Source organism: Microbacterium paraoxydans (assembly GCF_020524545.1).
Taxonomy (GTDB): domain Bacteria; phylum Actinomycetota; class Actinomycetes; order Actinomycetales; family Microbacteriaceae; genus Microbacterium; species Microbacterium paraoxydans_C.
Map to the genome: position 1 here is coordinate 915201 of NZ_JAIVLG010000001.1, position 11796 is coordinate 926996.

An 11796-nucleotide genomic window follows, 5' to 3' on the forward strand; every position below is an offset into this window, starting at 1 on the left:
CATGACCGCATTCCCCGAGGGCACCATCCTCGGCTACCCCCGCATCGGCCGCCGCCGCGAGCTCAAGAAAGCCGTCGAGGCGTTCTGGGCGGGCCGCATCGACGAGGTGGAGCTCGAACGGACCTCCCGGGAGTTGCGCGCGTCGACGCGCGAACGTCTCGCCGAGTTGGGTCTGGGGCGGAAGGACTCCGCGATTCCGGAGTCCTTCTCGTACTACGACCAGGTGCTCGATGCCGCGGTGACCGTCGGGGCCATCCCGACGCGTTTTGAAGACCTCCGCAGCGTCGACGGCACCGTGGGGCTCCCCGCGTACTTCACGATCGCCCGAGGAGAGGGCGACCGGGCGCCGCTCGAGATGACCAAGTGGTTCGACTCCAACTACCACTACCTCGTTCCGGAGATCGGCCCGGAGACCGTGTTCTCGCTGTCCAGTGACCGCCTCGTCCGGGAGGTCGCCGAGGCCGCCGAGGGGGGACTGATCACTCGACCGGTCATCGTGGGCCCGGTCACGCTCCTCGCGCTGGCGAAAGCCTCCGACGACGCGCCGCAGGGCTTCGACCCGCTGTCGCGGCTCGACGACGTGCTTCCGGTCTACGCGGAGCTGCTGGCGCGACTCCGTGCGGCGGGAGCCGAGTGGGTGCAGCTCGATGAGCCGGCGCTCGTGAGCGAGTCGCTCCCCGTGTCCGTGGCTCAGCTGTCGGATGCCGCGGCTCGAGCGCTGGAGGTGCTCGGTGGTGCGACGGAACGACCCGCGATCCTCGTCGCCGCTCCGTACGCGGCTCTGGGCGCTGTCTTCCCGGTGCTCGCGGCAGCGCCGATCGAAGCGATCGCCGTCGACCTGGTGCGCGGTGGCGTCCCCGCTCCGGCAGCTGGCCTCGAGGGCAAGACCCTCGTCGGTGGCGTGGTCGACGGGCACAACATCTGGCGCGGTGACCTGGCGCAGGCGTTCGACCGGCTCGAGACCCTCCGTGCGCTGGGTGCCGCCGTCTCGGCATCGACCTCGACGTCGCTGCTGCACGTGCCCCACGATGTGACCGATGAGTCCCGGCTCGACGAGCGTCTGGTCTCCTGGCTGGCCTTCGCCGACCAGAAGGTCCAGCAGGTCGGCGTGCTCGCCCGCGGGCTCACGGCCGGCCGCGACGCGATCGCCGCCGAGCTCGACGCGTCGTCCGCCGCGTTGGCTGATCGGCTCGCAGCACCGGGCGTCCGAGACGGTGCCGTTCGCGATCGCGTGCTCGGTGCGGCCGACTTCTCCCGCGTGGGTTACGAGGAGCGGGAGGCGGCGCAGGAAGCGCTCGGCCTGCCCGTGCTGCCGTTGACGACCATCGGCTCTTTTCCTCAGACGGGAGACATCCGTCGGGCTCGCGCTCGGTTCACGCGCGGCGAGATCCCGGCCGAGGACTACGACGACTTCCTGCGCCGTGAGGTGGCGAGCGTCGTCGCCCTGCAGGAGGACCTCGGCCTCGACGTGCTGGTTCACGGCGAGCCCGAGCGCAACGACATGGTTCAGTACTTCGCGGAGAACCTCGACGGCTTCGCGGTGACGGAGAACGGCTGGGTGCAGTCGTACGGCTCCAGGGCCACTCGTCCGTCGATCCTCTGGGGCGACGTGTCGCGCCCGGCGCCGATCACGGTGGGCTGGTCCGCGTACGCGCAGTCGTTGACGAGCAAGCACCTGAAGGGCATGCTCACGGGACCCGTGACGATCCTCGCCTGGTCGTTCGTACGCGATGACCAGCCGCTGGGTGAGACCGCGAATCAGGTCGCGTTGGCCCTGCGCGACGAGATCGCCGATCTGGAGAAGGCCGGCATCGCGATCATCCAGGTCGACGAGCCCGCCCTGCGCGAGCTCCTGCCGCTGAAGACGGCGGACCAGCCCGCGTACCTCCGCTGGTCCGTGGACTCGTTCCGACTCGCGACGGGCGGTGCAGCCGCGGGTACGCAGGTGCACACGCACCTTTGCTACTCGGAGTTCGGCGTCGTGATCGATGCGATCCGGGCGCTCGATGCCGACGTGACCTCGATCGAGGCGGCGCGCAGTCGCATGGAGGTCGTCGCCGACATCGCCGAGGTCGGGTTCGACCACGGCATCGGACCGGGCGTCTACGACATCCACTCGCCGCGCGTGCCGACGGTCGAGGAGGTCGAGTCGCTGCTGCGTCGAGCTGTGGAGGAGATTCCGACGCGTCAGCTCTGGGTGAATCCCGACTGCGGCCTGAAGACCCGCGGATACGACGAGACGACGGCGTCGCTGCGCAACATCGTCGAGGCGACGCGTCGGGTGCGCGAGGACGTGAGCGTCCGCGCGTAACTCGGACCGCGTCGGCACCCCCACACAGCGTCGAGGCCCCCTCTCAGGAACGTATCTGAGAGGGGGCCTCGACGCTGTATGGGGGCCTCAGACCGCCCGGAGTACGGCCACGACCTTGCCGAGCACCACGGCCTCGTCGCCGAGAATCGGCTCGAACGACGAGTTGCGGGGGAGGAGCCAGGTGTGACCGTCGCGACGGCGCAGCACCTTGACGGTGGCCTCGCCGTCGAGCATCGCTGCCACGATCTCGCCGTTCTCCGCGTTGTTCTGGGAGCGGACGACGACCCAGTCGCCGTCGCAGATCGCGGCGTCGATCATCGATTCGCCGGAGACCTTGAGCATGAACAGGTCGCCCTTGCCGACCAGTTGGCGAGGCAGGGGGAAGATCTCCTCCACCTGCTGGTCCGCCGTGATGGGCACACCCGCGGCGATGCGTCCGACCAGGGGGACGAGGGCGGCGTCGCCGACGGGCGTCGCGACGTCGGCAGGATTCTCAGCGCCCGCGCCGGGGAGATCGATCAGGACCTCCATCGCGCGCGTCTTGCCGGGATCGCGCCGCAGGTAGCCGCTGAGTTCGAGCTGGCCGAGCTGGTGCGTCACGCTCGAGAGGGATTTGAGGCCGACGGCATCACCGATCTCCCGCATGCTCGGCGGGTAGCCGTGGTGGGCGATCGAGTTCTGGATGACCTCGAGGATCGCCATCTGCTTCGGGCTCAGGCTCTTGCGACGGCGCGTTCGCGGTGCCTCCGACTCGGGGGCTGAGTTCTCGCTCATCGTGCTCCTTCAGTGCGTGATCCGACGTTCGCTCTTCGAATGTCGGAGGCCCGTGATGTGGTGTTCTCATCGAAACCGTATCCGAGAAACGGGCCGATCTGGAAGATCTGTTCGAGCGTGTCGGCCGAATCGCGTTTCCGGTTTCGAAGAACACTTGACAGATGTTCGAACTCGAAGATACCTTCGGAACGTAGCTTCGCATTCACGGCTCCCGGCCGAGGCGGGAATGCGAACGCTACGCCAACTTCCTCAGGGTCAGCAGCCCCGAGACAGGCTAAGGAGCACGACATGAGCAGCATCAGCGTCAGCACCGCAACGGTCATCACGGCACCCGCACGTCCCGCCACGAGACTGCGGCTGACGGCGCGTGGTCGCGGTGTGCTGCTCGCTCTCGCCGCCGTGCCGCTGGCCGTCGGAATCGCTTTCGCGGCGCTCAGCGGTGGCAGCGCCATCGCTTCCGGCGTGGATGCGCCCGCCGCGAGTGTCGAGAGGATGACGGTTCTCCCGGGGGACACACTGTGGTCGATCGCGACCGAGGTCGCACCGAACGCAGACCCGCGCGTCGTCATCGGAGAGATCAGTCGGATGAACCTGCTCCGCGGAGGTGAGCTCCAGATCGGTCAGGAGCTCGCGATCCCGGCCCAGTACGTGGACTGAGCCCCCTCGAAATGTGCGTCATCCGCTCGACCGGCGGCCTAGCATGGGAAGGGTGACGCTCTCCCTCCACGATCTGCCGCTCCGTGACGATCTTCGCGAATTGAAGCCGTACGGCGCCCCGCAGGCTCCTCTCCCGGTCGCTCTCAATGTCAATGAGAACACCCACCCGATTCCGGACGCCGTCGCGAGCGACATCCTCGACGACATCGCGGTGGCGATCCGTGATGTGAATCGGTACCCGGATCGGGAGTTCACGACGCTTCGTGAGGCGTTCGCGGAGTACCTCGGCCATGGGCTCACTGCCGACCAGATCTGGGCAGGCAACGGGTCCAACGAGGTCTTGCAGCACATCCTGCAGGCCTTCGGCGGCCCGGGGCGGACCGCCTTCGGATTCGCGCCCACGTACTCGATGTACCCGCTCATCGCGCAAGGAACGGGTGCCCGGTGGGTGGCCGGTACCCGCGAACCCGACTACACCATCACACCGGAGGACGCAGCGGAGCAGGTGCGCGCCGCAGATCCCGATGTGGTCATCCTCTGCTCGCCGAACAACCCGACCGGCACGCCGCTCGGCCTCGAAGTGGTCGAAGCCGTCTACGAGGCCGCGCGCGGTGTCGTCGTCGTCGACGAGGCGTATCAGGAGTTCGCTCCGCGTGACGCCCTCTCGGCGTTGACTCTGCTCGACGGACGGCCGCGGCTCGCGGTCTCGCGCACCATGAGCAAGGCGTTCGCGTTCGCGGGCGCGCGGGTGGGTTATCTCGCCGCCGATCCCGCTTTCATCGACGCCCTGCGCCTGGTGCGATTGCCGTATCACCTCAGTGCCCTCACCCAGGCGGCGGCCGTCGCCGCGCTGCGCAACGCCGACGTGATGCTCGGCATGGTCGAGGAGATCGTCGAGCAGCGCGACCGGATCACGGCGACCCTGGAGGCGCTCGGCTACACGCCGCATGAGACGTGGTCGAACTTCGTCCTCTTCGGAGGGGTGGTCGATCCGCGTGCGACGTGGCAACAGCTGTATGACCGTGGTGTCCTGGTGCGCGACGTCGGCATACCCGGACACCTTCGGGTGAGCGCGGGAACGGAGTCCGAGACCACCGCCTTCCTGGACGCCCTGGCCTCGATAGGATCGGCATCATGAGCAGCCTCGCACTGACCCCGCGCACCGCCAACCGTGTGCGCAGCACGTCGGAGTCCACCGTCGAGCTCGAGCTGAACCTCGATGGGACCGGTGCGAGCCGCATCGACACGTCGGTGCCGTTCTTCGACCACATGCTCACCGCCTTCGCGAAGCACTCGCTCACCGACTTGACGGTGCGGGCCTCGGGCGACACCGACATCGACGCGCACCACACGGTCGAAGACGTGTCGATCGTGCTCGGGCAGGCCATCCTCGAAGCGCTCGGTGACAAGTCGGGCATCTCCCGCTACGGCGACGCGCTCGTGCCCCTCGATGAAGCACTCGCGCAGGCGGTCGTCGACATCTCCGGGCGGCCGTATCTCGTGCACACGGGGGAGCCGGCCGGGTTCGAGCACCACCTCATCGGCGGACACTTCACGGGCTCCCTCGTACGCCACTCGTTCGAGGCCATCGCTTTCAACGCGGGACTGACGGTGCACGTGCGCGTCCTCGGAGGCCGCGACCCCCACCACATCGCCGAGGCCGAGTACAAGGCTTTCGCACGCGCCTTCCGCCAGGCGAAGGCTCTGGACCCGCTGGTCGACGGAATCCCGTCGACCAAGGGCGCACTGTGAGCAGCGCACCGCGCGTCGCCGTCTTCGACTACGACTCCGGCAACGTCCATTCGGCAGTGAAGGCGCTGGCCGAGGCGGGCGCGGAAGCGGTGCTGACACGAGACCGCCAGACGGCGCTCGAGGCCGACGGACTTCTCGTTCCGGGAGTCGGGGCGTTCCAGGCCGTCCGTGAGGCACTGCGCACCCACGGTGGAGACGAGATCATCGGGCGTCGGTTGGCCGGTGGGCGACCGGTGCTCGGGATCTGCGTCGGCATGCAGGTGCTGTTCGAGCATGGCGTCGAGCGCGGACACGACACGGAGGGGCTCGGGGAGTGGCCGGGAGCGGTCACCGAACTGAACGCCCCCGTGCTGCCGCATATGGGGTGGAACACGGTCGAGCCCGGCGCGGACAGCATCCTGTTCCGCGGGCTCGAGAAGGAACGGTTCTACTTCGTGCATTCCTATGCTGCTCAGGCGTGGGAGCTCGACGTGATCCCGCCGTTCCCGCAGCCGGTCCTCACCTGGACGACGTACGGTGATCCGTTCCTGGCCGCCGTCGAGAACGGTCCACTCTCTGCCACCCAGTTCCACCCGGAGAAGTCCGGCGAAGCGGGTATCCAGCTCTTGCGCAACTGGATCGGCAGCCTCTGACCCCGGTCGCGGACGTCATCCGTTTTGTCACCCGCCCCCGGGCGGACTACCCTCGGTTCTCGTGCCCGCTCCGGGCCGCCGAGCTTCCCGAACCAAGGAATCCATGAACGACTTCGCGCAGTCTCCCTCGCTCACGCTCCTTCCCGCGGTCGATGTCGCCGGGGGCAAGGCCGTCCGGCTGACCCAGGGCGAGGCCGGGACCGAGACCAGTTACGGCGACCCGTTGGACGCGGCCGGTGAGTGGGCGGCGCAGGGCGCGAAGTGGATCCATCTCGTCGACCTCGATGCGGCGTTCGGTCGGGGGAGCAACGCGCCGATCCTTCGCAAGGTCATCAAGCAGTTCAAGGGCGTCGACATCGAGCTGTCCGGCGGCATCCGCGATGACGCGACGCTGGAGGCGGCTCTCGAGAGCGGTGCGACCAGGATCAATCTGGGCACCGCCGCGCTCGAGAACCCCGAGTGGGCCGCCGACGTGATCGGACGGTACGGCGAGGCGATCGCGGTCGGCCTGGACGTGCGCGGTACGACGCTCGCCGCCCGCGGATGGACCAAGGAAGGCGGGGATCTCTGGGAGGTACTCGGCCGTCTGGAAGACGCTGGCTGCAGCCGTTACGTCGTCACGGACGTGACCAAGGACGGCACGCTTCGCGGTCCCAACCTCGAGCTGCTGCGCGAGGTCACCGCTCGCACGCCGAAGCCCGTCGTCGCATCCGGTGGTATCTCGAACCTCGACGACATCGCCGCACTCCGTGCTCTCGTGCCGCTGGGTGTCGAGGGCGCGATCGTCGGCAAGGCACTCTACGCCGGCGCCTTCACACTGGCTGAGGCGCTGGATGTCGCAGGAGACTGACGCGCACGCGTGCGGGCCCGAGTCGCACAACCACGGTGACTCGGCTGGTGTGCCCTGGGAGGGGCGCAGCTTCGAGTCGAACCCGCACGCGACGGACGACGGCTCGGCCGACCCCGCCCTGCTGGCCGCGCTGCTCCGCTTCCGTGCGGGGGAGGGAAGCCAGGTCGAGGTCGTCGATGCCTTCCGTTCCGCGCGCGTGCTGATCCCGCTCATCGCAGAGAAGGGTGAGGAGGGCGTCGCGCCGAACGGTCTCGCCGTCGACAAGACGCAGGAGCTCTCGATCGTCACGGTGGCCGCCCCCGATGGGCGCCGGGTGCAGCCCGTGTTCTCCTCGGTGACGGCCATGCAGGCATGGGATCCGTCGGCTCGTCCCATCCCCGTCGAGGCTCTTCGCGCCGCGTTGGCGGCATCCGCGGACGACACCGACCTCATCGTCCTCGACCCGACCTCCGAAACCGAGTTCGTCATCCGGCGTCCCGCGGTCTGGGCGATCGCGCAGGAGCAGCGATGGGAACCGAGCTTCCTCTCCGCCGAGGTCTTCACGGCGCTGCAGGAGAGCGTGGCGCACGAGCTGGCCGTGATCGATGCGTCCGTCGCGCCCGGTGACCCGGATGCGCGTCTGCGCGGCCCGGAGCTGATCGTCGTGCTCGAACTCGTCGACGGGCTCGAGCGCGAGGTTCTCGATGCGGTTCTCGCCCGTCTCGCTCAGCGCTGGGCTGCCGACGATCGGATCGCGGTGCTGGCCGATTCCCTCACGGTGAAGCTCCGCCGCAGCGTCTGAGCGCATTCGCTACGCTCGGGACATGCCCCGTCCTGTGTCGCGCTCACTCGCCGCCCTCGCGCTCGTGGCAGGAGCGATGACGGCAGCGACCGGATGTGCTGTCGCGTGCACGACGGTCGGATACATCAGCACGGTGCTCGTCGACGTCAGCGCCGTTCCTGAGGCCGTCGCGCTGCAGTTCTGCGTCGAGGACGAGTGCTCACCCGCGCCGGGCGACGAGCCGAGCTCGCGGAGCAACGCCTTCGAGGCCGTTCCTCAGGACGACGGCACCTGGAGCCTCGCGCTCGACATGTACACACCGCAGATCATCGAGGTTCGTCTCTTCGATGCCGAAGGAGCACTCATCCACGAGTCGGATCAGGAGATCTCCTGGACGCATTCGGGCGGTCAGTGCCCAGGCCCCTCCACGGCGGAGTCGGTGAAGCTCGAGCCTTAGGTGACCGGACCGGTCCACTTCTCGCCGGGCCCCTTGCCGATCGGGTCGGGAATGGAGGAGGCCTCGCGGAAGGCGAGCTGCAGCGAGCGGAGGCCGTCACGCAGCGAACGCGCATGCATGTCGCTGATCTCGGGTGCGCCCGCCGTGATGAGACCGGCGAGGGCGTTGATGAGCTTGCGTGCCTCATCCAGGTCGATCTGGGCTGCCGCATCTGGATCGTCGGCGAGGCCGAGTTTGACGGCCGCCGCGCTCATCAGGTGCACGGCTGCGGTCGTGATCACCTCGACCGCGGGCACATCGGCGATGTCTCGGGTGGCCGACGACGCGGCCTCCTCCTGACGTGCCCAGCGCTCTTCGCGCTCGCGTGCAGCCTCGTCCGATGCCTGGTTCGTCACTTCGCCTTGCTTTCTGTTAGACTTTGGCGGGCTCCGGAGCGTCATGCCCCGGATCGAAAGAGGATTCACTTCCCACCCGCGCTTGCCGTTCAAGGCTACCGGGTCTTGCACTCCGCCGGCTCCGTTCGCAAGGACGGACCCGGTAGACAGGGTGCGGAGCCGGCGTCTGAATGCCGGTGGGCGGGGACGATTCCGATTTCGCCCGTGATGCAGAGAGTGTCACGGTGGCCGAATCACATCGTCTAAGGAGCTCCGCATCAGCGATCCCCGTACCAATGAGCGCATCCGCGTCCCCGAGGTCCGCCTCGTCGGCCCCGCGGGTGAGCAGATCGGCGTCGTCCGCATCGAGGCCGCGCTGCGCCTCGCGCAGGAAGCCGATCTCGACCTCGTCGAGGTCGCCCCGAACTCGAAGCCGCCCGTCGTCAAGATCATGGACTACGGCAAGTTCAAGTACGAGGCCGCCCAGAAGGAAAAGGAAGCTCGCCGCAACCAGGCGAACACGATCCTCAAGGAAGTCCGCTTCCGTCTGAAGATCGAGGCTCACGACTACACGACCAAGCTCAAGCGTGCCGAGGGCTTCCTCAAGGCGGGCGACAAGGTCAAGGCCATGATCCTGTTCCGTGGGCGCGAGCAGTCTCGTCCCGAGCAGGGTGTGCGTCTGCTGCGCAAGTTCGCCGAAGACGTGGCCGAGTTCGGCACCGTCGAGTCGAACCCGACCATCGATGGTCGCAACATGGTCATGGTCGTCGCGCCGCTCAAGAGCAAGTCCGAGGCCAAGCAGGAGCAGAACGCCGTCCGCGATGCGCAGCGCGCCGACAAGAAGCAGGCTGCTCGCGACGCGAAGGCCGACGCCCCGGCCGCAACTCCGGCGGAGTAGCTCCCGCCCCCAGAACTCCCGCACCGCGGGTTGACACCGTCGCCTGAGAAGGCGCCATACGAAGGAAGAGAAGATGCCGAAGCAGAAGACCCACTCGGGTGCTAAGAAGCGCTTCAAGATCACCGGCAGCGGAAAGCTGAAGAAGCAGCAGGCCGGGATGCGCCACAACCTCGAGCACAAGTCGAGCCGTCGCACCCGTCGTCTGAACCAGGACCAGGTGCTGTCGAAGGCTGACACCAAGGTCGCGAACAAGCTTCTCGGCCGCTGACGCGCCCGAACGCACGAATAGGAACACAGGAAAATGGCAAGAGTCAAGCGGGCAGTAAACGCCCACAAGAAGCGCCGGGTCATCCTCGAGCGCGCCTCCGGTTACCGCGGTCAGCGTTCGCGCCTCTACCGGAAGGCCAAGGAGCAGGTCATCCACTCCCTGGTCTACTCGTACCGGGACCGTCGTAAGCGCAAGGGCGACTTCCGTCGTCTGTGGATCCAGCGCATCAACGCTGCGGCTCGCCAGAACGGCATGACGTACAACCGCTTCATCCAGGGCCTCGGCCTCGCGGGTGTCACGGTCGACCGTCGTATGCTCGCCGATCTCGCGATCAACGACGCAGCGACGTTCACCACGCTGGTCGAGACGGCGAAGAAGGCTCTGCCCTCCGACGTCAACGCGCCGAAGTCGGCTGCGTAAGCACCTCTTCACACAGGGCGCTCTCCTTCGGGAGGGCGCCCTGTTGCGTTGTCCGGCGATGAGGCGGGAACCATGTCTCCCGATGGTGCGGCAACGCGCTGTGCGTTGCCTAGACTGTGATCGTGCTGGAGAACCCGCGTTCGCCCCGAGTCCGTGCCGTCGCCAAGCTGACCAAGCGCAGCGCGCGCACCGAGACCGGCTTGTTCCTCCTCGAGGGGCCGCAGTCCGTCCGCGAGGCGCTCACCTACCGACCGGAGGCGATCGTCGAGCTGTTCGCGACGCCGAGCGGCTGGGAGAAGCACCCCGACATCCGGATGAAAGCCGCCGAAGCTGACATCGACGTCGAGTACGTGACCGAGTACGTGCTCAACGCGATGGCCGACACAGTGACGCCGCAGGGATTGGTCGCGGTCGTCCACCAGACTCCGACGTCGGTGCGTGACATCTTCGATGCGTCGCCGCGACTCGTGGCGATCTGTGAGGAGGTGCGTGATCCCGGCAACCTGGGCACGATCATCCGCGCGGCCGATGCCGCGGGTGCCGACGCGGTCGTGTTGACGGGCCGAACCGTCGACCCGTACAACCCGAAGGTCGTGCGCGCCACGACCGGGTCGCTGTTCCACCTCCCGGTCTCCGTCGGTGGTGACCTCGCCGATGTCGTCACCCGCGCTCACGCGGCGGGCCTGCGCATTCTCGCGGCGGATGTGAAGGGCGACGATCTGCTCGACGCCCGAGCGGAAGGTGCTCTCGCTGAGCCGACCGGCTGGCTCTTCGGCAACGAGGCCCGGGGTCTTGAGGACGACGCGCTCGCGCTCGCCGATCGCGTGCTGAAGCTGCCGATCTTCGGTCGTGCCGAGTCTCTCAACCTGGCGACCGCCGCCAGCGTGTGCCTGTATGAGAGCGCCTTCGCGCAGCGGGCTGAGGCTGCCGGCTGACCCGCCGGCACGCGAAGGAAGCAGGAAGCCGAGTCGATGAGGATTCTGATCGTCGAAGACGACGACCGTGTCGCCGGCGCGCTCGAAGCGTTCCTCGCGCGCTCGGGCTATGCCACGGTTCGTGCGGCGAACGGAGCGGTGGCGCTCGAGCTCCTCGGGGCGGACACCGAGGTCGTCCTCCTCGACCTGGGGCTTCCCGACGTCGACGGCATCGATCTGTGTCGCCGCATCCGCGGACGGTCCGAGGTGCCGATCGTGATCGTGACGGCACGCAATCAGGTCGCCGAGCGTATCAAGGGGCTGCGCGCAGGAGCCGATGACTTCGTCGTGAAGCCCTACGACGTCCACGAGCTGCTCGCGAGGATCGAAGCCGTGACGCGACGTTCGCGTCCGATACGTCCGGAGTCCGACGCGCGAGTGCTCCTGCACGGCGGTGAGCTGCAGATCGATCTCGTGGCACGTCAGCTGTCTGTCGACGGTGTGCCTATCGAGCTGACGCGCAAGGAGTTTGACATCATCGCTGTGCTCGCGCGCTATCCTGGCGTCGCCGTGCCGAAGGAACGCCTGATCCGCGAGGTGTGGAACACCGATTGGCGGGGCTTCGGACATTCCCTCGAAGTGCACGTCGGGGCGATCCGGAAGAAGAGCGGCGCCCGGGGCCTCATCGAGACCGTGCGTGGAGTCGGTTACCGGCTTGCGGGGTCCTGA

General features: G+C 67.8%; 15 protein-coding genes. 13 read left to right on the plus strand and 2 right to left on the minus strand.

Going from position 1 to position 11796, the window contains the following annotated elements; genetic code table 11:
- The first annotated feature begins 1 nt into the window (after position 1).
- The gene (gene metE, locus LC041_RS04520; protein ID WP_226531747.1) at positions 2-2311 is read left to right on the plus strand and encodes a 5-methyltetrahydropteroyltriglutamate--homocysteine S-methyltransferase; all 2310 of its coding nucleotides are present in this window, start codon (positions 2-4) and stop codon (positions 2309-2311) included.
- 87 nt (positions 2312-2398) lie between these two features.
- On the opposite strand, the gene lexA is transcribed toward metE, so the two are convergent.
- Positions 2399-3085, minus strand: a complete 687-nt coding sequence (lexA, locus tag LC041_RS04525) for a transcriptional repressor LexA (protein WP_226531748.1) — start codon at positions 3083-3085, stop codon at positions 2399-2401.
- 288 nt (positions 3086-3373) lie between these two features.
- On the opposite strand from lexA, the gene LC041_RS04530 reads away from it, so the two are divergent.
- The 7 genes from LC041_RS04530 (at position 3374) to LC041_RS04560 (ending at position 8193) form a co-directional block, all read left to right on the plus strand.
- Entirely contained in the window at positions 3374-3742 is a 369-nt protein-coding gene (locus tag LC041_RS04530) for a LysM peptidoglycan-binding domain-containing protein (RefSeq protein WP_226531749.1), read from the plus strand.
- 52 nt (positions 3743-3794) lie between these two features.
- A complete protein-coding gene (locus LC041_RS04535) occupies positions 3795-4880 on the plus strand; it encodes a histidinol-phosphate transaminase (RefSeq protein WP_226531750.1) in 1086 nt (361 codons plus the stop codon).
- Positions 4877-5494, plus strand: coding sequence for an imidazoleglycerol-phosphate dehydratase HisB (gene hisB / locus LC041_RS04540; RefSeq protein ID WP_226531751.1), 618 nt, complete (start codon positions 4877-4879; stop codon positions 5492-5494). Before LC041_RS04535 ends, hisB begins: the two co-directional genes overlap by 4 nt.
- Positions 5491-6126: an imidazole glycerol phosphate synthase subunit HisH gene (gene hisH / locus LC041_RS04545; protein ID WP_226531752.1), complete on the plus strand. Its 636-nt coding sequence runs from the start codon at positions 5491-5493 to the stop codon at positions 6124-6126. The genes hisB and hisH overlap by 4 nt, the downstream gene beginning before the upstream one ends.
- Before the next feature lie 103 nt (positions 6127-6229).
- Positions 6230-6976 (plus strand): bifunctional 1-(5-phosphoribosyl)-5-((5-phosphoribosylamino)methylideneamino)imidazole-4-carboxamide isomerase/phosphoribosylanthranilate isomerase PriA, encoded by a 747-nt coding sequence (priA, locus tag LC041_RS04550; RefSeq protein WP_226531753.1) that lies wholly within the window; start codon positions 6230-6232, stop codon positions 6974-6976.
- Entirely contained in the window at positions 6960-7757 is a 798-nt protein-coding gene (locus LC041_RS04555) for an SseB family protein (RefSeq protein ID WP_226531754.1), read from the plus strand. Before priA ends, LC041_RS04555 begins: the two co-directional genes overlap by 17 nt.
- Before the next feature lie 22 nt (positions 7758-7779).
- Positions 7780-8193, plus strand: a complete 414-nt coding sequence (locus LC041_RS04560; protein WP_226531755.1) for a hypothetical protein — start codon at positions 7780-7782, stop codon at positions 8191-8193.
- Here LC041_RS04560 and LC041_RS04565 read toward each other — a convergent pair.
- Positions 8190-8588, minus strand: coding sequence for a DUF1844 domain-containing protein (locus LC041_RS04565; RefSeq protein ID WP_226531756.1), 399 nt, complete (start codon positions 8586-8588; stop codon positions 8190-8192). The two genes, LC041_RS04560 and LC041_RS04565, sit on opposite strands and share 4 nt — an antisense overlap.
- Positions 8589-8820: 232 nt before the next feature.
- Between LC041_RS04565 and infC the strand changes: the two genes are divergently transcribed.
- The 5 genes from infC (at position 8821) to LC041_RS04590 (ending at position 11796) form a co-directional block, all read left to right on the plus strand.
- Positions 8821-9465, plus strand: a complete 645-nt coding sequence (gene infC, locus LC041_RS04570; protein WP_308012745.1) for a translation initiation factor IF-3 — start codon at positions 8821-8823, stop codon at positions 9463-9465.
- A gap of 73 nt (positions 9466-9538) precedes the next feature.
- The gene (rpmI, locus tag LC041_RS04575) at positions 9539-9733 is read left to right on the plus strand and encodes a 50S ribosomal protein L35 (protein ID WP_116243323.1); all 195 of its coding nucleotides are present in this window, start codon (positions 9539-9541) and stop codon (positions 9731-9733) included.
- A gap of 33 nt (positions 9734-9766) precedes the next feature.
- Complete coding sequence (gene rplT, locus LC041_RS04580) at positions 9767-10153, plus strand: 50S ribosomal protein L20 (RefSeq protein ID WP_047524330.1); 387 nt, start codon at positions 9767-9769, stop codon at positions 10151-10153.
- A 122-nt stretch (positions 10154-10275) separates the two neighbouring features.
- Entirely contained in the window at positions 10276-11088 is an 813-nt protein-coding gene (locus LC041_RS04585; protein ID WP_226531757.1) for a TrmH family RNA methyltransferase, read from the plus strand.
- A 36-nt stretch (positions 11089-11124) separates the two neighbouring features.
- Complete coding sequence (locus tag LC041_RS04590; protein ID WP_226531758.1) at positions 11125-11796, plus strand: response regulator transcription factor; 672 nt, start codon at positions 11125-11127, stop codon at positions 11794-11796.

Excerpts from the sequence above, each read along its gene's own strand:
- LC041_RS04560 (WP_226531755.1), top strand. The coding sequence starts at position 7,780 with ATGCCCCGTCCTGTGTCGCGCTCACTCGCCGCCCTCGCGCTCGTGGCA.
- rplT (WP_047524330.1), top strand. The coding sequence starts at position 9,767 with ATGGCAAGAGTCAAGCGGGCAGTAAACGCCCACAAGAAGCGCCGGGTC.
- hisB (WP_226531751.1), top strand. The coding sequence starts at position 4,877 with ATGAGCAGCCTCGCACTGACCCCGCGCACCGCCAACCGTGTGCGCAGC.
- LC041_RS04590 (WP_226531758.1), top strand. The coding sequence starts at position 11,125 with ATGAGGATTCTGATCGTCGAAGACGACGACCGTGTCGCCGGCGCGCTC.
- lexA (WP_226531748.1), bottom strand. The coding sequence starts at position 3,085 with ATGAGCGAGAACTCAGCCCCCGAGTCGGAGGCACCGCGAACGCGCCGT.
- priA (WP_226531753.1), top strand. The coding sequence starts at position 6,230 with ATGAACGACTTCGCGCAGTCTCCCTCGCTCACGCTCCTTCCCGCGGTC.
- rpmI (WP_116243323.1), top strand. The coding sequence starts at position 9,539 with ATGCCGAAGCAGAAGACCCACTCGGGTGCTAAGAAGCGCTTCAAGATC.
- metE (WP_226531747.1), top strand. The coding sequence starts at position 2 with ATGACCGCATTCCCCGAGGGCACCATCCTCGGCTACCCCCGCATCGGC.
- LC041_RS04530 (WP_226531749.1), top strand. The coding sequence starts at position 3,374 with ATGAGCAGCATCAGCGTCAGCACCGCAACGGTCATCACGGCACCCGCA.
- LC041_RS04555 (WP_226531754.1), top strand. The coding sequence starts at position 6,960 with ATGTCGCAGGAGACTGACGCGCACGCGTGCGGGCCCGAGTCGCACAAC.